We start from the raw sequence: 18,341 nt of genomic DNA on the forward strand, positions 1-18,341 counted from the left end.
AGGGTGCGCGCATGAGTTTGCCCACTACCGATGTGAAAACCGAAGACCTGTCCGCCCAGACTGCCATCACGAAGCAGCTGATCGTGCAGAAGTTCGGTGGCTCCTCGGTGTCCGACGCCGAAGGCATCAAGCGTGTTGCCCGCCGCGTGGTTGACGCGCAAAAGGCCGGCAACGAGGTTGTTGTGGTGGTTTCGGCCATGGGAGACACCACGGACGAGCTCCTGGATCTCGCCGCCCAAGTCACCGATTCAGCTCCCGCCCGCGAAATGGACATGCTCCTCTCCGCAGGCGAGCGCATCTCCATGGCCCTGCTGGCCATGGCCATCAACAAGTTCGGCGCCTCCGCCCAGTCGTTCACCGGCTCGCAGGCCGGCATGATCACGGACGGCATCCACGGCAAGGCCCGCATCATCGACGTCGACCCCCATCGCATCCGCACTGCCTTGGACAAGGGACATGTCGCCATCGTGGCCGGTTTCCAGGGCATGAGCCACAGCACCAAGGAGATCACCACCCTTGGCCGCGGCGGATCCGATACCACTGCGGTGGCTCTCGCCGCCGCGCTGGAAGCCGATGTCTGCGAGATCTACACGGACGTCGACGGCATCTACACGGCGGACCCCCGCGTGGTGCCGACGGCACAGAAGATCGACCGTATCTCCAGCGAGGAAATGCTCGAATTGGCAGCTTCCGGTGCCAAGATCCTGCACTTGCGCTGCGTGGAGTATGCCCGCCGCTTTGGCGTGCCACTGCACGTCCGTTCCTCATTCAGCCACAACGAAGGCACGTGGGTCCTGCCCAGCGCCGATGACAAGATCACGATTCAAGAGGGAGTTGCCTTGGAGCAGCCAATCATCTCCGGCGTTGCACACGACCGTTCAGAAGCAAAGGTCACCGTGGTCGGCGTCCCGGACATCCCCGGCAAGGCCGCCGCAATTTTCCAGGTCATCGCCAAGGCACACTCGAACATCGACATGATCGTTCAGAACGTGTCCACTCACGGCACCGGCCGCACGGACATTTCCTTCACGCTGCCCATCGTGGAAGGCGCCGACGCCCTCACTGCCCTCCGCGCCGCGCAGCCGGAAATCGGCTTCGAAAGCATCGAGTACAACGAAAACGTCGGCAAGCTTTCCCTGATTGGCGCGGGTATGCGTTCGCACCCGGGCGTCTCCGCCACGTTCTTCAAGGCGCTTTCGGACGCGGGCATCAACATCAACATGATCTCCACCTCGGAAATCCGCATCTCCGTGGTCACCCACGCCGATCTGCTGGATGACGCCGTGCGCGCCATCCACAAGGCGTTCGAGCTCGACGGCGAAGCCGAGGCAACCGTCTACGGCGGCACCGGCCGGTAGCCGAACTCCGCCGTCGGGCACCCGCCGTCGGGATCAAAGGTACTGAAACGTGAAAGAACCGGGGCTCACGCTCCGGTTCTTTCGCTCTCCTGCGGCTTTGTGGCCGCATCGCGGCCTCAGGCGTCTTCCTTGCGGATTCCGTAGTGGTGGCCTTGGTCATCTGTTTCGACGACGAAATGCCCCAGGTCTTCCTCTGACGCCTGCTCGAAGTCGTCATGCTTGTGGACTACGGGCGTATCAATGTCGCCCCGCGTCGCCGGGCCGAACCAGAAACGCAGTCGATCTGTCACCTTCATAAAGCTATCGAGTGCATGTCCCACAATTCCCACCTCCTTCCCCGCTGCGAGGTCCAGCCGTGAGGTTGGAGCTGAGTGGTTCCAGTGAGGCCAATTTTACGCCCGGAACCCGCAAAAGGCGCGGGAACGGGGTCCATCAGGGGTAGCGGGTGGCCTTAGCGGAGGGATTTGTCGTCAGGGTTCTTGGGGACCACGTAGGTGCTGCCGTCCGGCCTGCGGATGGTCTCCCATTGCTGCGCTTCGGCCTGGCGCCGCGCGAGGAGGAGCCGGTTCTCCTCGGTCATTTCGTGGTCCAGGGAACTGCTGTGGGCCGGCCCGAAAATGATCCGCAGCTTGCCCGTTGCACGCATGAATCTCTGGGTCATGGTCTCTTTGGCCACCTGGTCTACCCTCTCTCAAAAGGATCCTGTCCGTTAAGAGTACACTAACAATTAGTGCACTAACTATTCCGGCCGTGACGGCCGGTCACCCGACACCGAATGGAGCAAGCCATGGCTGCCGCAGGCACTCCCATTGCCCTCGAAACCACCACGCCGCCTGAAGACGAGCTGTTGCTTGAGCGTCAATTGTGCTTCGCCCTGACGGTGGCATCGCGAAGCGTGGTGGGCGTCTACAAGCCGGTGCTCGAAAAGATGGGCCTGACACATCCGCAATATCTCGTGATGCTGGCCCTCTGGGAACGCAGTCCCCGCACGCTCAAGGACATCAGCGAGGCACTCCTGCACGAGCCTGCCACCCTTTCACCCATCCTGCGCCGGCTCGAAGAAGCAGGCTTCGTGACCCGCAACCGCATCCACGGAAACGAGCGGGCCCTCGCCATCACCCTTACCGAAGCCGGCGCCGCCCTCAGGCAACAGGCAACGGCCGTGCCGGGAACCATCATGGAGCGGCTCCACCTCACGCGGGCCGAAGTAGCGGAGCTGCACCGGGCCATGACAGGACTCATCGCGGCCACACAACTCCCCGGAGCGGCCGCCGGGCGATAAACTGGCTGGAATCAAGGAGATCCCCATGCGTTTGCGAATAGTCCGGTACGTTCTGGCTGTCCTCGCCGTCGCTGGGCTCGCCGCCTGCACGCCGGGCACTGGAGGCGGCTCGCCCAGCAGCTCGGCACCTGGCAGCAGCACGTCCTCGACGCCGTCACCCAGCCCCACCGGACTCCTGCCGGACGAGACTGAATCTCCCAGCGCCAACCCGACCCCGTCCTCCACCACCACTCCCGGCCGCGGAGAAGCCGAACTTTCCATCATCGTCAAGCCGTCCACCACTGCAGCCGCGGAAAGCTATACCCTCGTCTGCACCGGCGGCATCCCCGCCGCGGAGAGCCACCACCCCACCGCAGCCGCCGGGTGCGCAGCCCTGAAGAGGAACCCGGCACTTCTCACACGCACGCCACGCCCCAGCGACCAGGTCTGCGACCAGCGCTACGGCGGTCCCCAGACGGCTACAGTCACGGGGGCCGTGGATGGCGTGGGCGTCGAATCCTCCTACAAACTCACTGACGGCTGCGAAATCGCCGCATGGGCCGCCGTCGCCGACATCCTGGGTTCCAGCGGTGCCGGAACGTAGGCAACAGCACCTTCCCCAAGAGAAATGGCTTGCGCTGGAGGCTGCCCACCACGCCCGCGTCGAGCGCTACGCCAAGCCGTATTTGGCCCGGCGCTCGGCCGGCCAGAAGCATCCCGTGGAAGACTTCCTCTTCACCTACTACACCCAGAAACCCGGCCAGCTGCTGCGCTGGCACCCCGGGGACGGCGTCGTCCTCTCCGGCCCGAGGGCGGCAGAGCGGGCGGGGTGGAAGTATTACCGAGTGCTCGACGACGGTGCACTGGCGGCCGCGGGCCTGCCTGCCGGTACCGTCGCGGTCACCTTCGATCGCAGCCGGTTCGTGGCCGATCGCACCGAAGCCCTCCGCTTCGCGGGGATCATCCTGGCGGGGACGGTCGCGCGGCCCGCCCAGTTTGGCTGCTTCGGCCTGCACGAATGGGCCATGGTCTACAGGCAGGACAAGTTCCACCTTCGTCACGAATACCTCAAGCTGCGGCTCGGTTCCGCGGGCACAGACACAGTGGTGGAAGACAACCGGATCCGCTGCTCGCACTTCGACGCCTTCCGTTTCTACACTCCGGACGCCACCCCGCTCAACGAACTCACCCCCACTCGGGAAAACCAGCGGACCATGGAGCAACCCGGTTGCCTGCACGCCAATATGGACCTCTACAAATGGGCGTACAAACTGACCCCCGCGCTGCCAAGCGAGCTGGTGATGGATTGCTTCGAGCTGTCTTGGCGGATCAGGTCCATGGACATGCAGGCTTCCCCATACGACCTCGGAGAATGGGGCTATCCGGCCATCAGGATCGAGACACCCCAAGGCAAGGCCGAGTACGTTTGGTTGGGTCCCCGGGTAGGAGTCCAGTGTTTGTGTGAGTTTCGTGTCCGAGAATGGACGCAGGAGGAATTTCACGCATCATGGCACGCAGACACACCCCCGAGCAGGTCATCGCGAAGGTCCGGCAGGGGCAGAAAATGCTCAACGACGGACGCCCGATGGTCGAAGTCATCAAGGAACTCCAGATCACCGAGGCGACCTGGTACCGGTGGCTGAACCAGTACGGTTCCGAGAAGAACGCCGAGGCATCCAGGCGGACCAGGGAACTGGAGAAGGAGAACGCCCGGCTCAAGCGGCTGCTGGCTGAGAAGGAACTGGCCATCGACATCCTGAACGAGGTCGCGAAGGGAAAATTCTGAGCCCCGAACCGCGCCGCCGTGCCGTGCGCATGGCAGTGGAGAAGTTCGGGGCGTCCGAGCGCCTTGCCTGCAGAATTCTGGGCCAGAACCGGTCCGTGTTCCGCAAGAAGAAACCCGACATGGGATTCCAGGAGGCCCAGTTGCGGGCGGACCTGAGGGCCGTGGCCGTGAAGCATCCCGCGTGGGGCTGGCGGAAGGCCCGCTGGCACCTCCTGGCCCAGCCTGCATGGGACGGGGTGGCGCTGAACAGGAAGCGGGTCCGCCGACTCTGGCGTGACGAAGGCCTGGCCTGTAAACCCAGGGCACGGAAGAGGCGCAGGACCGGGCCCGGCGCCGGGGAACAGAAGCGCCTCACCGCCCAGTATCCGATGCACGTGGTCAGCTTCGACTTCCAGTCCGACGTGACCTCCTGCGGCCGGCACATACGGTTCTTCAATGTCATCGACGAATACACCCGCACCGCCCTGGCAGTCATTCCGCGCCGGTCCTTCAAGGCCTCCGACGTGGTCGCCGTGCTGGAGGACATCATCGCCGAGACCGGCACCGCACCGACCTACGTCCGCTGCGACAACGGACCTGAATTCACCGCCGCGGCACTGATTGACTGGTGCAACACCGCCGGGGTCGATACCGCGTTCATCGACCCCGGATCACCCTGGCAGAACGGCTTCATCGAATCCTTCAACGCCCAATTCAGAAGGGAACAACTCACAGGAGAAATCATGGACACCATGGCCGAGGCAAGGTATTTGGCCGAGGAATGGAAAGCTATCTACAATCATGAACGGCCCCACGGATCCCTGGACGGCATGACGCCGAAACGCTACTGGGAGAACTGGACGCAGAAAAATCAACTAGCTATCGCATAGACGCTGGACTGCCAACGGGGGCCCAACCACGTTGAGTATCAGCGGGCATTCGCAGCCGAAGCCCAGGAGCTCCGCGCGCGGGTCCTGGGCGAAGTGCGGCCGCTTCTCGATCTTCTGGTACCGGCACAGTCTCACAAAGGACACTCATGACTTCAAGCAATGGAAAGTACGACGTCGAACTCACCATCACGCTGACCGAGGCGCCAGGCGCTGTGGATCACGAGTTCGTCCTGCTCGGCTCGGGCGGCGAAGTCTCCGAAGGCTCAACTCTTCCGGACGCTCGCGCGGCGCTTGCCGCCGTCGAGCAATTCGGCGAAGAGATCTTTTTCCGGTACCGCGGCCGGACCGGATCTGCACGCAGCAGTACGGCGGTCCGCAGGTGGCCGTGGTGACGGGCCGGTTCCGCGGACGCGAGGTCAGCAGCCGCTTCAGCCGGACGGACGGCTGTGAGATCGCCCGTTGGGGCACCATGGCCGCACTCCTCGGCGGCATCTCCGGATCCACTGGAGACATCTAGGCAGGGCACCCCCACCCAACGCTCCCTCACGTATCGCGGACAAAACCGGAACGCTCCTGCAGATATAACGCCCCCAACCCGACCCTCACTCACATATAGGACCTCCCCACCCAACGCTCCCTCACGTATGGCGCCTCCCAACCCGACCCTCGATCAGATCATCTGCAGGAGCGGTCCCCCATTTGGGCTCAAATATGAGCGAGCGTCCGGGGTTTCGACCGGATACGTGAGCGAGCGTCCGGGGAATAACAAGAGAGCGACCGGCGGGATATCCCGCCGGCCGCCCTCTTGTCTGTGTGTCAGAGCATCATCGCCTTATCAAAGGGCGTTGTCTGACTGGTCCTCTTCTTCATTCTGCAGCTTGCCCTTGCCGTGCTCGCCTTCTTGGTCATCGCTCGGCACCACGGACACGCTGCCGTTCGCCGAGATCAGGACGGAGACAAAGGTCCGCGCGCTGGTACCGGCAAAGGTGAGCCGGCCGAGGTAGGAGCCCGGGGTCAGACCGTTCCACGCCAAGGTGAGCTTCCCGGCCTTGCCGTTCTTCAGCTGGATCGGATTGGGCGTGACCGTGGCGTTGCCTTGGTTTGCACCGAGGATGGCGACATCAACGCTTGCCTTGGTCGGCCGGCTATTGGGGCTGGCAGACAGGTTCGCGATGATGGTGTATTCCCCTGGCGCCGGGTTGTCGAGGGAGAGCGATTCACTGGCACTGGGTGTCGCAGCCGCGAACAACTGGCCGGTCGGAGAGATCACATAGAGATCAAAATCCGCGGCGGGATCCGAAGAGATCACCGAGAACTTCGCGAAGGCCGTTCCGGGGGCAACCGTGGCGGTCTTGACGAAGTTCGAGGCATTGGTGGCAACGGCCACAGGACCTGGAACAAGCTCGGTTGCGGAGGAATCAGCCTTCGAGAGGCCATCAAGGGTCACGGCCGTTGGCGAGTCGGTACCGGAGACAAAGTTGATCTGCCCCGAGTCACTGGCTTGCTGGGACGTGAAGGCGACGCTCTTGGAGGCTACGACCGACTGCGGACGGACCGCAATCGGAGAAACCACCGACTTGTCGGCGCCCTCCCATTTCAGGGATCCCATCGCGAACACACCCAGTGCCGCGTTCTTGTTTTCGAAGGTCACCTTGAAGGTCTTCTTCTGGCCGGCCTCGTTGAAGTTCAGCACGGACGGAGTGACCTTGACGTCGACGCCAGGGACGTTGGCGGTGGCCCGGTACTGGCCCGGGGTCAGGGCCGTGACCGTACGTGTGACCTCGATCTTGCCGGCCAGGTTTCCGACGGCGAACGACGGGAGGTTCATGTCGCGAGGCAAGGTAGAGCCAAGTCCCGGCTTGCCGAGATCGACGCCGGTGCCCTGGATGAACTTCAGGTAGTCCTCGGTTCCGGCGTCGTAAATCAGGCCTGGTTCCAGCACGCTGGCCGGGTTCATCTCTCCTGCACCGGTGGCGAAGACGTCCTGGTTCTTAGTCCCATCGGCGAGCTTGACGTCACTCGCCGTCGTCATCATGGCCGATTTGACGGCTGCCGGGGACCAGTCGGGATTCTTCGCCATGATCAAGGCTCCGAAACCCGCAATGTGCGGCGACGCCATGGACGTACCGGACATGAATCCGTATTCATCACCCTTGCTGCCGATGGGCGAAACACCCGCCAGCACGGCAACACCAGGAGCGGAAACGTCCGGCTTGAGCAGATCCGAATCAGTGGCAAGGAGCGGGCCGCGGGAGGAGAATCCGGCGATCTGCGGCTGCGCCTCGAGCGGAAGCCCGGTGGTGTCGTGGTCAACCAGGGAAACGGTAATTCCGGGGTTGGCTGCCACTTTGTCCTTGATGGCCTTCGTGGCCGGCGGATTCACGTGAACTGTGGGAACAGAATGCTTGTCAGTGTCCAGCGAAGAACTAGTGAGGTTCACGAGGATCATGCCGACGCCTCCGCCACGGAGCACCTCGGCGCTCTTGGCGACGCGGTCAACCACGCCTCGATCACATACCACTACCTTGCCCGCGATCTTCGCCGGGTCCAAGGACCCAGGCGCACACAGCGCCGCGTTGCCGGCCCCCGAGGCAGCGTTTGCAGAGAGCACGACGCCGGCCCCGCTCACCTGGTGGTTCATGATGCTGGCTCCGCGGAACTTGCTGCCGTCAGAGAATTCGACGCTTCCCTGCAGCTCCTGCGAGAACGAAGTAGCCGCAACCGTGGTCATCCAGGGTGCGCCGTGGTTCACGGTGCTGGCCTGCGGGCCCGAGTTTCCGGCGGACGCGGCGACGAAAATGCCCGCCGAAGCGGCAGAAAGGAATGCCAGCGAGACGGGATCGGTGGTGGTGTCCGTAGCGCCGGAGATGGAGTAGTTCAGGACGTCCACGCCGTCGGCGATAGCTTGGTCAATGGCCGAGATGGCCGCGGAGCTGTAGCAGCCGCCCGAGTTGGGGTTGGTGTCTTCCCAGCAGATCTTGTAGATCGAAAGCTTGGCGGCCGGCGCAATACCACTCGTCTTGCCGAAGCTGCGGCCATCCACGAACGTCTCCACACCGGGGTTGCCCGCAGCGGTGCTGGCAGTGTGCGTACCATGGCTCGCGACGTCGATCGGCGAGATCTGTTCCTGGGGTGCCCGTTGGGCTGGCGGAACCGATTGCAGGAAGGCATCGGCGAAATAGTGGGCGCTGAGGACCTTGGAATTGCAGGCGCTGCCGTCAAAGGCCGCCCCGTTGTCGGTGCCCTTCTGGCATTCGCCTTCGAAGGTATCCCCGTTGGCCTTCAGCATGGCGATCTTGCCGTCACTCGTGCGGTAAGGGACGCCTACCTGCGGGTCCCCGACCAACGGCTGGACGGGATCACCGGCGAAGAACTTGCTACTGGGTGTGTAGCCGGTGTCGATCACACCGACCACCGTGCCCTTGCCGGCCTGGTCCTGGCCGCCGAACTGGGTATTCCAAATCCCGTTCGGCCCACTGAGGTTGAAGAAATCGGTGGTGGAGTAGTCAGGAGCCGACTGAGTGTCCGGGGCCACGAGGAGAACATTTGGGTTCTTCGCGAGGTTGACAGCCTGGTTCGCGGAAAGAGTGGCGCTGAAGCCGTTGATGGCTGTGGTGTAGTCGCGATTGATGCTCACGCTCTGCTGGTTGGCCACTTCCTGCTGCTTCTGCTGCAAGTGGGCCTGGTACTGCTTCACTTCGGCCTTACCGACGTCGAGCTTCTTCCCCGCTTGCGGTTTGGTGGGCACATAACCGGGCGTTCCGCCGTCGTAAGTGGCCGCTGGCTTCTCTGCCAGCACGACGACGTATCGGCCGTCTTGATAGGACTTGGGGTCGACATTCCGGGCAACCGCCGCAACCGTTGATCCGAAGACCGTTGAGCCGGAAGCGGGCGCAGCTTGAGCGGGTGTCAATGCCACGGAGGAGAGCAGAACCGGCAGTCCGACAGCTAGCGCCGCAGCTTTTCGAAGCCCCCCGCTGCCAATGAAGCTCTTTCCTTGTGAATTCACGAGTGATTGCACCTTTCCGGGCGATCGTGGCGGTCATGTGAAGATCAATCATCCAAGGATGGACACCGATTGACAGTTTTTGTAATCAGCTAAGGCCCAGCCGATTCATAGAGTACAGAGCGATAGTGGAATATGACATAGGACACATTTCACGTTTTTTGTCATGTCATTCGGCATCAGAATACATCCGCACGCTGCAGCGGGCACGCCCCCGTCGGGAGGGGACGTGCCCGCTGTGCGGATATTCAGATGTTGATGACTAAATAGGCCGCCGGGAACTCAGGCGTGTTCGTACGTCAGGCAATCAGCTGCCTCTGCACCAGGGCCGATCCGGACGTCGTGGGCCTCGCACATGAGGTTGTTGTTGTGGGTGCATTCGGAACGCTGGCAGGCACCCACATGCGCCAAGACCTTGGGGAGTCCTCCCATGAGCGTGGTGTCAATGAAGGTGGCACAGGACGCATGATCCGTGGTTCCGCCAATCGTGATCCCGAAGGCGGTACAGCCATGATGGTTGAATCCGCAGCTGCCAACGCTGCATGCGGACACTTCGGCGACGTGTTCGGTCATTGCTCCTCCTACGTGGACGGGGAAATTCCTTGACAGCAATTCCAAAGCTACTCCCGAATGCGAGCCTTTAGCCCGGAAGATTAGCGCATTTGTGCGTACCCTAATAGTTCGTTCATGGCCCTGCGGTGGTTAGGGGAGCGTGTAGCCGAAGACATCGACGATGACTTGCGAGGTTTCCGGAACCGCTGTCCAGTGGATTGACATGGGTTGATTGAGGATGGTTTGGATCTCTATCTTGCCCTCGGCTCCGATGGGCACCCAGGCCATGTTTGCGATCGTCTGTCCGTCGCCGAAGTTCAGATTGGACGTAAACGTCCACGGCGCCCTATAGCCGCGTGCCATAAAGTAGCCGAAGGTTGTCGGTTCGGTCACCGTGAGGTTCACCCAGACGCCACTTGCATTTTGCGGGATTCCGTTGATCCCTGCGGCCTGAACGGGCACGGTGTAGGCGTTGCCAATGGGACCGCCGTATGTGCGAGTGTCGACAAGACGCGTGGGGGCGATCCCGGCGAATGCTCCGGATATGGTTGGCGTCCCCGGCAGGAAAAAGCCAACAACGTCCGCAATGATCTGAGCCGTTCCGGACGAGGTGTTCGCAATCGTCACCGTGCCATCTGGTCCTACCGGAACGACGGCAAGATTCGGAACCGTCTGGCCGGCCCCGTAGTTCTGGTTCGAGACATTGGGTTTAAGGAGCCGCTTGGATAAGCGGTGATGAATCCGTATGACGTCGATTCCGTCACTGTCAGGTTCACGACCACCGCTGAGGCGTCAGCCGGAACGCCAGTGGATCCTCCCAGACGGAGTGGCAGGCTTCCGCCACCTGCGATGGGGCCTGACGAAGTCCTAGTGTCGAGAAGCCTGGCGGGTCCCACAGCCTGGTAGGAACCCGGCAAGCCCTGGGGCCCGGACGCGGCGAAATATGCCGAGGCGTCAACGACGATCTGCACAGTTCCTGCCGAAGTGTTGGAGATGGCGATCTGCCCGTCAGCGCCGACTTCCACGATAGCCAGGTTCGCAACCATCTGACCCGGCCCGTAATTGACGTTTGAAGTGTGCGGCGCCATGACGCCCGAATGGTACGCCGTGAGGAATCCTGCAGCGGTGGCGTCAGTGGCCGTGATGTTGAGGACGACTGCTTGCGTGCCGTAGGGGAATCCATTTGTTCCCGGGATTCGGATTGAGACTGAACCTCCGCCAGGCACTGGTCCCGACGACGTTCGTGTGTCCAGGATCCGCGTGGGCGTCATGGGTGTGAGGCCGCCGACGGGCCCGGTCCCGGCCATTGCCGGACTTGCGGTAACCGGACCAATGAGCGCCGAGTACAGCACAGCAAGCACCAGCATGATGCCCACGAGCCGTGATCTGGTGCGGACATAATTCTTCAAAGCTGATTCCCCCAAATAATTGAAATGCGAAAGAGAAGCTTTACAAGCCTTCTGAATTCTACGGCTGGGTACCTCGCAAGGCGTCGCTGATTTTGGCCCTTGTCGAAGCATCCGGCGGCACCGATATACGGTTCTCCCGAGCAGCCCGGTCTGCCATGATCCTTTGGAAAACCATCCTCCCCAGGCCAGCAAAAACCGCGGCAAGGACCATGGGCAAAACCATCGACTTAGCGTTCTCGGCCATGCCGCAATCCTAGTGACGCAAACCACTGCGAGCCAGAGCCGCCGTCGGGCATTGAAAAACTCCCGACGACGGCGGGGCGCTGCCGCCAATTGGCGCGGCCCGCAGGGCCTCTTCACCGATCTCCCGCAAATAGGGTATGTAGCGATTTGGCCGGTAGAATGGGCGTGCAAGCTCGCGGAGCGCCCCTCTTATTCCGTAAGTCACTGCATCCAAACACTGTCGCTGAACGCTGTCGGATGCAGTCCCGGCGTGAGACGGCACCACTCCGCGGCAGCCTTTAACCAAGGTTAACCAACGCTCACGCACAGGAGTTACCGGATGCCCCGGATCGTCGTCGACGTCATGCCCAAGCCCGAGATTCTGGACCCGCAGGGGAAGGCCATCGTGGGCGCGCTGCCCCGCCTCGGCTTCACCAGCTTTAGCGCAGTCCGCCAGGGCAAGCGCTTCGAACTGACCGTCGACGGCGAGGTGACCGACGCCATCCTCGCCCAGGCCCGCGAGGCCGCCGAGACCCTGCTGTCCAACCCGGTAATCGAAGACGTCGTCAACGTCGAGGTCGTCGAGGCCTGACATGACTGAACTTCCTTTGATCGGCGGCGGCCCTGTGGCCGTCGAGCCTGACTTGGTCGGGGCCAAGATCGGCGTCGTCACCTTCCCCGGCACCCTCGACGACCGCGACGCCGCCCGTGCGGTCCGCCTGGCAGGCGGCACCGCCGTCGCGCTCTGGCATGCGGACACCGAGCTGGCAGATGTGGACGCCGTGGTCATCCCCGGCGGATTCTCCTACGGCGACTACCTGCGCGCCGGTGCCATTTCGCGATTCGCGCCGCTGATGTCCCGCATTATTGACGCTGCCAACAGTGACGCAAAGCTCCCTGTCCTGGGCATTTGCAACGGCTTCCAGATCTTGACCGAGTCGCACCTGCTGCCCGGCTCCATGATCAAGAACGACCACCTGAAGTTCTTGTGCCGCGACCAGGTCCTGCGCGTGGAGAACAACACCACTTTGTGGACCTCGGACTACGAGGCCGGCCAGGAAATCACTGTTCCGCTGAAGAACCAGGACGGCCAGTACATCGCGGACGAGAAGACCCTGGACTCCCTTGAGGCCGAGGGCCGCGTCGTGTTCCGCTACGTCGGCTGGAACCCGAACGGTTCACGCCGCGACATCGCCGGTATCAGCAACGCCGCCGGCAACGTAGTGGGCCTCATGCCGCACCCGGAGCACGCAGTAGAGCCCGGATTTGGTCCGGAGTCCAACGCCGGCACCGATGGCTTGGGCTTCTTCACCTCCGTCCTGAACAAGATCGTGGGAGGCGCATAGTGACTACCTCAGCTGAAACCGTCGGCAAGAAGTTCAACATCGACACCGTCGAGAACGCAGCCAAGACCCCGGACACCGAGCTCCCCTGGGCCGAGCTGGGCCTGAAGCAAAACGAGTTCGACGAGGTCGTCAAGGTCCTGGGCCGCCGCCCCACCGGTGCCGAGCTCGCCATGTACTCCGTGATGTGGAGCGAGCACTGCTCCTACAAGTCCTCGAAGAACCACCTGCGCCAGTTCGGCGAAAAGGTCACCGAGGAGATGAAGAAGGACATGCTGGTGGGCATCGGCGAAAATGCCGGCGTCACCAACTTGGGCGACGGCTGGGCCGTGACGTTCAAGATCGAGTCCCACAACTCGCCGTCGTTCGTGGAGCCCTACCAGGGTGCCGCAACCGGCATTGGCGGCATTGTCCGCGACATCATCTCCATGGGTGCCCGTCCCGTTGCCGTGATGGATCCGCTGCGTTTCGGCGCCATCGACCACCCGGACACCGCCCGCGTCATGCATGGCGCAGTTGCCGGTATTGGTGGTTACGGCAACTCGCTTGGCCTGCCGAACATCGGCGGCGAAATGGTGTTCGATTCGGTGTACCAGGGCAACCCGCTGGTCAACGCGCTGGCCGTCGGCGTTATGCGCCACGAAGACATCCGCTTGGCCAACGCTTCCGGCAAGGGCAACAAGGTGGTCCTGTTCGGTGCACGCACCGGTGGCGACGGCATCGGCGGCGCCTCGGTACTGGCCTCGGAGTCCTTCGACGACACCAAGCCGTCCAAGCGCCCCGCTGTCCAGGTGGGCGACCCCTTCGCTGAGAAGGTCCTGATCGAGTGCTGCCTGGAACTGTTCAAGGGTTCGCTGGTTGAGGGCATCCAGGACCTCGGCGCGGCAGGCATATCCTGCGCCACGTCCGAGCTCGCTTCCAACGGCGACGGCGGCATGCAGGTTGAGCTGACCTCCGTCTTGCTGCGCGATCCCACTCTGACCCCGGGCGAAATCCTGATGTCCGAGTCCCAGGAACGCATGATGGCCGTTGTCACCCCCGAGAACATTGCCGCTTTCGAAGCGGTCATGGACAAGTGGGCCGTGGAATACTCCTGGCTGGGCGAAGTGACCGATACCGGCCGCCTCATCATCACGTGGGAAGGCGAAGTCATTGTCGACGTCGACCCGCGCACCGTTGCCCACGACGGCCCGGTCTACGACCGCCCGTACTCACGCCCCTCATGGCAGGATTCCGTCCAGGCCGATACCTTCACGGGCTCCGTGCAGGACGCCGGCCGTCCCTCGACGTCCGGGGAACTCGCCGCCGCCGTCACCGAGCTCATTGCTTCGCCGAACATGTGCAGCAAGGCCTGGATCACCAAGCAGTACGACCGCTACGTCGGCGGCAACACCGCCATGGCCTTCCCGGACGACGCCGGGGTAGTCCGCGTGGACGAGGAAACCGGCCTTGGCGTGGCCCTGGCCACCGACGCCAACGGCCGCTACACCTACCTCGATCCGTACCACGGCGCACAGCTGGCACTGGCCGAGGCGTACCGCAACGTCGCCACCTCGGGCGCCGTCCCGATGGCCGTCAGCGACTGCCTGAACTTCGGTTCCCCCGAGGACCCGGACGTCATGTGGCAGCTGGCCGAGTCCATTCGTGGCCTGTCGGACGCTTGCATGGAGCTGGGCGTCCCGGTCACCGGCGGCAACGTCTCGCTGTATAACCAGACGGGTACCGTGCCGATCCACCCCTCCCCCGTGGTCGCCGTGTTGGGCAAGCTCGACGACGTCGCGCGCCGCACCCCGTCCGGCTGGAAGGAAGACGGCCAGGCCATCTACCTGCTGGGCACCACGGCTGCAGAGCTGGACGGTTCGGAGTGGTCCAACCTGCGCGGGCACCTCGGTGGCTTGCCGCCAAAGGTTGACCTGTCCATCGAGCGCCAGCTGGGCGAAATCCTCATCAATGCATCGCGCGACGGCATGATCGACGCAGCGCACGATCTCTCCGAGGGCGGCCTTGCCGCCGCACTGGTGGAGTCCGCACTGCGCTATGGCGTCGGCGCCCGGATTGCGCTGGAGGAACTCCTGGAGCGCGACGGCGTGGACCTGTTCACGGCGCTGTTCTCTGAGTCCCAGGGCCGGGCCATCGTGTCCGTCCCGCGCTCCGAGGAGGTCCGCTTCAAGGACATGTGCACCGCCCGCGGCTTCGCCCACCTCCGGATCGGCGTAGTCGACGCTGCCAGCGGCAAGTTGGAGATCAACGGCGTAGATGAGCTCTCCTTGGACGCTCTCAGCGAAGCCCACGAGGCCACCCTGCCGAAGTACTTCGGCTAGAGCTCCGCACTATCGATTGCTCCCCACCGGCACCGGTGGGGAGCAATCGCTTTAAGGCCTCCTGCAGATATCGCGGATTTGGAGGCGACGCTCGCTCACATATACGCGCCTTCCGGGCAACGCTCGCTCACTTTTGGAGCCTTTTGACGTCACGCTCCTGCAGATGATCTGAACGAGCGTCCGCCGTTCGACCCACAAACGTGAGCGAGCGTCCGCCGTTCGGGTCAGTCCTCGCTGTGGAGGTCGCGGCGTCGGGCGCTCAGCAGTTCAAGTTCGGGGCGGGCGGCAACGAAGCGTTCGACGGCGTCGAGCACCTCCACAAGGTGCGCCCTGTCCGGCGCCACCGCGGCTGCGCCGATGAGAGCTCGGCGATGCTGGTCCAGGTGCCCGGTCTCGGCGGCGGAGACCTCGAAGCGTCGTTTCAACTCGGCGATCAGCGGACGCACGAGGGAGCGTTTCTCCTTCAGGCCGTGCACCTCGCCGAGGAGAATGTCGAACTCGATCCAAGCGATCCACATGCGCCCATGGTATCGAGCAGCCCGTGGGCACAGACGATCATATGAACAAGGCCGGCAATGCAGTGTCCCGGGGCGCCGATTCGGTGGGCGACGCGGTCGATGACGCCAAGGATTCACGGACCGTCCGGGTAGTTGCCCGGGCCGGCTTAGTCGCCCTGGGGCTGATACACCTCCTGATTGGGGTCATCGCCTTGGGGGTCGCGCTGGGCGTATCGGGGCAAGCCGACGAGAGTGGGGCCGTGGGCCAGATGGCTGCCACGCCTGGCGGCGCCGTCCTTCTTTGGGCGGGTCTGGTGGCATGCGCGGTCCTCGCGCTCTACATGGCGAGCGACGCCGTGATGGGCTGGAGCGGGCGCGGCGGCTCCAAGCGCTGGATGAAACGGCTCAGGGCAGCCGGGCAGGCGATCGTGTTCGCCGCGGCCGCAGTGACCTTCGGCAGTTTTGCTCTCAGCCGTCCGAGCAGTAGCAGTGAAAAATCCCGGACCGCCAGCGCAGACCTCATGTCCAGCACCCCCGGCACTGTCCTTCTGGTGATCATCGGGGTGGCGTTGCTGGCAGCTGCTGGCACCTACATCTTCTTGGGAATCACACGCAGGTATGAAAAGAACCTGCGCGGAAAACCGTCCGGGCTCTTTGGAGATGCGTTCGCAGTGCTGGGTATGGTGGGCTATCCCGGCGATTTCATGAGGGTTGGCTGTCTGGGGGCGTGTTAAACGACGAAAGGTGCTTCTGAGCTGGGAAAATAGTGTTGTTGACGCACTAACCACCCCGGCAGAAAGAAGCACCTTTCTGATGTCCAAGAATACCGGAGTTTTTCCCTCTGTTCCTGTTGCGCTCACGGGCCAGTCGCTGGTCTCCCACGCCGGCCTGAACGTGCTGACCTCTTTCGTTGATGCACTCGGATTCCGGGGCTTGTGCGAGGACAGGCTGGGCCAGTTCGTCCCGCCCGGGGCAAGGCACCGGCCCGGCAGCCTGCTCGGCTCGCTTGGGGTGATGCTGGCCGCCGGCGGCGAACACGCCACGGACCTGGACATCCTGCGGTCCTCGCCCGGACTCTTCGGCCCGGTGCCCTCGAACGCGACCGTGTCCCGGTTTTTCGAACGCACCGTCGCCAACCCCGAACTGTTCAGCCACGGCTTCGAAACCCTCACCCGGGAACTGCGGGCCAGGGCCTGGGACGCGGCCGGGAACCGGAACCCTGCGGCCAGAGCCACTGCCGCCGATCCCTTGGTCGTTGACTTGGATGCCACGCTGGTGACCTCCCACTCGGACAAGGAAAACGTCGCCGGCACCTACAAGGGCGGATACGGCTTTGCCCCGTTCATCGCCAGCGCCGATTACGGCACCTCCAACGGCACCGGCGAGATCCTAGCGACCCTGCTGCGGCCCGGCAGCGCGGGCGCGAACAGCGCCGATGACCACATCCGCGTCTTCGAGGCCGCCGTGTCCCAGCTTCCCGAGGCGTTCTTCCCCCAGGGCAGGCTGGACGGGCAGCGCCTCCTGGTCCGCACCGACAGTGCCGGCGCCTCGCGGAAGTTCCTCGGGTATCTTCACTCCCTGGGTGTGCAGTTCTCCGTCTCGTACCCGGTCCCGGCGGGCAAGGCGCACATGGTCGACTGGATCAACGAGAAGCAGTACTGGCAGCCGGCCCTGGACCAGCATGGGGCCGACCGCACGGACGCGTGGGTCATCAACGCCACCGAAGTGATCCCGCTGAAGGACTACCCGCCGGGCACGAACATCTACCTGCGGGCCGAGCCGCTGCATCCCGGCGCGGCCCCGACCCTGCTGGATCTGGACGGGCACCGCATCACCGCGTTCCTGACAAACTCGCCGCGCTGGCACGGACCGTTCCTGGATGCCCGGCACCGGGCCCGGGGCCGGTGCGAGAACCGGATCAAGACCCTGAAGAACACCGGCCTGGGCAAACTCCCGTTCTACGATTTCGCCGCGAACCAGGCCTGGGCCAACATCGCCGCGCTGGCCAGCAACCTCGTCTCCTGGCTGCAGCTCACCGCCCTTCCGGAAGGCCACCAGGCCAGGTCCTGGGACATCAAGCGCTGGCGCTACCGCTTGTTCGCGACCGCCGGGAAAATCATCACCCGCGCCCGCCGCAGGCAATTGCTGCTACCGCAATCAGCGCCGGAAAAAGGCCTCCTGAAGCTACTCCTGGAAAACACCGGGCGCCTCAAACAGCTCCAGCCTGCCCCGGGATGAACGGGCACGACCCCGTACCGACGACCAGCCCCATCACCGGAAGTGGAACCGGCGCCACCCCGAGCGATCCAACGGGCCACACCACCCCGCCCGGAAACAGACCCCAACCGCCGATCAACCCCGCCCACCCGAAAAAACGGCCAACCCCACCGTCATGAAAAATCAGGGCTATTGCGCGAAAGGGGTGGCTCTCGGCGCCGTAGGGCTGCTCGTCCTGATCGCCACGGCTGCGCACGACCCCTCCCAACAAGGCGGCCTCGACTCAGCGCTCAAGGCTTTCCTGAAGCAACCCTTTGGCGGATGGGTGCTGGGGTTTGTCAGCCTCGGACTGATGGCCTACGGGGTCTTCTCCCTGTTCCGCTCCCGTTATCAGCGGCTCTGAGGCGGCCCGCCCCGCGACGCCGGCAGCAGGCACGACGCCGGCAGCAGGCGCTGACAGAAACCACGACGGCGGCCCCCACCCAAGGTGAGAACCGCCG

At 63.6% G+C, this 18,341-nt stretch carries 19 protein-coding genes and 1 pseudogene; 12 read left to right on the plus strand and 8 right to left on the minus strand.

Annotation, left to right across the window (positions count from 1 at the left end; translation table 11 throughout):
• Positions 1-11: 11 nt before the first annotated feature.
• Entirely contained in the window at positions 12-1,358 is a 1,347-nt protein-coding gene (locus OW521_RS11510) for an aspartate kinase (protein WP_268025529.1), read from the plus strand.
• 116 nt (positions 1,359-1,474) lie between these two features.
• Here OW521_RS11510 and OW521_RS11515 read toward each other — a convergent pair whose 3' ends face one another.
• Complete coding sequence (locus tag OW521_RS11515; protein WP_268025531.1) at positions 1,475-1,654, minus strand: hypothetical protein; 180 nt, start codon at positions 1,652-1,654, stop codon at positions 1,475-1,477.
• 155 nt (positions 1,655-1,809) lie between these two features.
• A complete protein-coding gene (locus tag OW521_RS11520) occupies positions 1,810-2,019 on the minus strand; it encodes a hypothetical protein (RefSeq protein WP_268025533.1) in 210 nt (69 codons plus the stop codon).
• A gap of 126 nt (positions 2,020-2,145) precedes the next feature.
• Between OW521_RS11520 and OW521_RS11525 the strand changes: the two genes are divergently transcribed.
• The 5 genes and pseudogenes from OW521_RS11525 (at position 2,146) to OW521_RS11545 (ending at position 5,791) form a co-directional block, all read left to right on the plus strand.
• Complete coding sequence (locus OW521_RS11525; RefSeq protein WP_268025535.1) at positions 2,146-2,640, plus strand: MarR family winged helix-turn-helix transcriptional regulator; 495 nt, start codon at positions 2,146-2,148, stop codon at positions 2,638-2,640.
• Positions 2,641-2,665: 25 nt separating this feature from the next.
• The gene (locus OW521_RS11530; RefSeq protein WP_268025537.1) at positions 2,666-3,223 is read left to right on the plus strand and encodes an SSI family serine proteinase inhibitor; all 558 of its coding nucleotides are present in this window, start codon (positions 2,666-2,668) and stop codon (positions 3,221-3,223) included.
• Positions 3,120-4,262, plus strand: coding sequence for a 3-methyladenine DNA glycosylase (locus OW521_RS11535; RefSeq protein ID WP_442781257.1), 1,143 nt, complete (start codon positions 3,120-3,122; stop codon positions 4,260-4,262). The genes OW521_RS11530 and OW521_RS11535 overlap by 104 nt, the downstream gene beginning before the upstream one ends.
• A protein-coding gene (locus tag OW521_RS11540; RefSeq protein ID WP_268025840.1) for an IS3 family transposase occupies positions 4,184-5,274 on the plus strand; the annotation gives its coding sequence in 2 pieces (ribosomal slippage) (positions 4,184-4,400 and positions 4,400-5,274; 1,092 coding nt in all). The genes OW521_RS11535 and OW521_RS11540 overlap by 79 nt, the downstream gene beginning before the upstream one ends.
• A gap of 146 nt (positions 5,275-5,420) precedes the next feature.
• Positions 5,421-5,791: pseudogene (locus OW521_RS11545) on the plus strand (serine protease inhibitor).
• Between the two features lie 318 nt (positions 5,792-6,109).
• Here OW521_RS11545 and OW521_RS11550 read toward each other — a convergent pair.
• The 5 genes from OW521_RS11550 to OW521_RS11570 form a co-directional block, all read right to left on the minus strand.
• Positions 6,110-9,283, minus strand: a complete 3,174-nt coding sequence (locus OW521_RS11550) for a S8 family serine peptidase (protein ID WP_268025541.1) — start codon at positions 9,281-9,283, stop codon at positions 6,110-6,112.
• Between the two features lie 279 nt (positions 9,284-9,562).
• The gene (locus tag OW521_RS11555) at positions 9,563-9,853 is read right to left on the minus strand and encodes a DUF1540 domain-containing protein (RefSeq protein WP_268025543.1); all 291 of its coding nucleotides are present in this window, start codon (positions 9,851-9,853) and stop codon (positions 9,563-9,565) included.
• Between the two features lie 129 nt (positions 9,854-9,982).
• Positions 9,983-10,459: a hypothetical protein gene (locus tag OW521_RS11560; protein WP_268025545.1), complete on the minus strand. Its 477-nt coding sequence runs from the start codon at positions 10,457-10,459 to the stop codon at positions 9,983-9,985.
• Positions 10,460-10,473: 14 nt separating this feature from the next.
• Complete coding sequence (locus tag OW521_RS11565) at positions 10,474-11,241, minus strand: hypothetical protein (RefSeq protein ID WP_268025547.1); 768 nt, start codon at positions 11,239-11,241, stop codon at positions 10,474-10,476.
• Positions 11,242-11,299: 58 nt separating this feature from the next.
• Positions 11,300-11,485, minus strand: coding sequence for a hypothetical protein (locus tag OW521_RS11570; RefSeq protein WP_268025549.1), 186 nt, complete (start codon positions 11,483-11,485; stop codon positions 11,300-11,302).
• A 318-nt stretch (positions 11,486-11,803) separates the two neighbouring features.
• Between OW521_RS11570 and purS the strand changes: the two genes are divergently transcribed.
• The 3 genes from purS to purL are packed head-to-tail and all read left to right on the plus strand — an operon-like array spanning position 11,804 to position 15,127.
• Positions 11,804-12,055: a phosphoribosylformylglycinamidine synthase subunit PurS gene (gene purS / locus OW521_RS11575; protein WP_028265707.1), complete on the plus strand. Its 252-nt coding sequence runs from the start codon at positions 11,804-11,806 to the stop codon at positions 12,053-12,055.
• A gap of 1 nt (position 12,056) precedes the next feature.
• Entirely contained in the window at positions 12,057-12,809 is a 753-nt protein-coding gene (gene purQ / locus OW521_RS11580; RefSeq protein WP_268025552.1) for a phosphoribosylformylglycinamidine synthase subunit PurQ, read from the plus strand.
• A complete protein-coding gene (purL, locus tag OW521_RS11585) occupies positions 12,809-15,127 on the plus strand; it encodes a phosphoribosylformylglycinamidine synthase subunit PurL (RefSeq protein WP_268025554.1) in 2,319 nt (772 codons plus the stop codon). Before purQ ends, purL begins: the two co-directional genes overlap by 1 nt.
• A gap of 224 nt (positions 15,128-15,351) precedes the next feature.
• On the opposite strand, the gene OW521_RS11590 is transcribed toward purL, so the two are convergent.
• Positions 15,352-15,645 (minus strand): DUF503 domain-containing protein, encoded by a 294-nt coding sequence (locus tag OW521_RS11590; RefSeq protein WP_268025556.1) that lies wholly within the window; start codon positions 15,643-15,645, stop codon positions 15,352-15,354.
• A gap of 23 nt (positions 15,646-15,668) precedes the next feature.
• On the opposite strand from OW521_RS11590, the gene OW521_RS11595 reads away from it, so the two are divergent.
• The 3 genes from OW521_RS11595 to OW521_RS11605 all read left to right on the plus strand — a co-directional run bounded on the left by OW521_RS11595 (position 15,669) and on the right by OW521_RS11605 (position 18,244).
• The gene (locus OW521_RS11595; RefSeq protein ID WP_268025558.1) at positions 15,669-16,358 is read left to right on the plus strand and encodes a DUF1206 domain-containing protein; all 690 of its coding nucleotides are present in this window, start codon (positions 15,669-15,671) and stop codon (positions 16,356-16,358) included.
• Positions 16,359-16,437: 79 nt separating this feature from the next.
• Positions 16,438-17,862, plus strand: a complete 1,425-nt coding sequence (locus tag OW521_RS11600; RefSeq protein WP_268025560.1) for an IS1380 family transposase — start codon at positions 16,438-16,440, stop codon at positions 17,860-17,862.
• Between the two features lie 184 nt (positions 17,863-18,046).
• Positions 18,047-18,244 carry a DUF1206 domain-containing protein gene (locus OW521_RS11605; protein WP_268025562.1) on the plus strand — a complete coding sequence of 66 codons (198 nt, stop codon included), beginning with the start codon at positions 18,047-18,049 and terminating at the stop codon, positions 18,242-18,244.
• Positions 18,245-18,341 lie beyond the last annotated feature (97 nt).

The organism is Arthrobacter sp. MMS18-M83 (assembly GCF_026683955.1).
GTDB lineage: Bacteria > Actinomycetota > Actinomycetes > Actinomycetales > Micrococcaceae > Arthrobacter.

Bases quoted from the DNA above. Each gene is read 5' to 3' on its own strand.
- OW521_RS11510 (WP_268025529.1), top strand. From the start codon at position 12: ATGAGTTTGCCCACTACCGATGTGAAAACCGAAGACCTGTCCGCCCAG.
- OW521_RS11515 (WP_268025531.1), bottom strand. From the start codon at position 1,654: ATGAAGGTGACAGATCGACTGCGTTTCTGGTTCGGCCCGGCGACGCGG.
- OW521_RS11520 (WP_268025533.1), bottom strand. From the start codon at position 2,019: ATGACCCAGAGATTCATGCGTGCAACGGGCAAGCTGCGGATCATTTTC.
- OW521_RS11525 (WP_268025535.1), top strand. From the start codon at position 2,146: ATGGCTGCCGCAGGCACTCCCATTGCCCTCGAAACCACCACGCCGCCT.
- OW521_RS11530 (WP_268025537.1), top strand. From the start codon at position 2,666: ATGCGTTTGCGAATAGTCCGGTACGTTCTGGCTGTCCTCGCCGTCGCT.
- OW521_RS11535 (WP_442781257.1), top strand. From the start codon at position 3,120: ATGGCGTGGGCGTCGAATCCTCCTACAAACTCACTGACGGCTGCGAAA.
- OW521_RS11555 (WP_268025543.1), bottom strand. From the start codon at position 9,853: ATGACCGAACACGTCGCCGAAGTGTCCGCATGCAGCGTTGGCAGCTGC.
- OW521_RS11570 (WP_268025549.1), bottom strand. From the start codon at position 11,485: ATGGCCGAGAACGCTAAGTCGATGGTTTTGCCCATGGTCCTTGCCGCG.
- purS (WP_028265707.1), top strand. From the start codon at position 11,804: ATGCCCCGGATCGTCGTCGACGTCATGCCCAAGCCCGAGATTCTGGAC.
- purQ (WP_268025552.1), top strand. From the start codon at position 12,057: ATGACTGAACTTCCTTTGATCGGCGGCGGCCCTGTGGCCGTCGAGCCT.
- OW521_RS11590 (WP_268025556.1), bottom strand. From the start codon at position 15,645: ATGTGGATCGCTTGGATCGAGTTCGACATTCTCCTCGGCGAGGTGCAC.
- OW521_RS11600 (WP_268025560.1), top strand. From the start codon at position 16,438: ATGTCCAAGAATACCGGAGTTTTTCCCTCTGTTCCTGTTGCGCTCACG.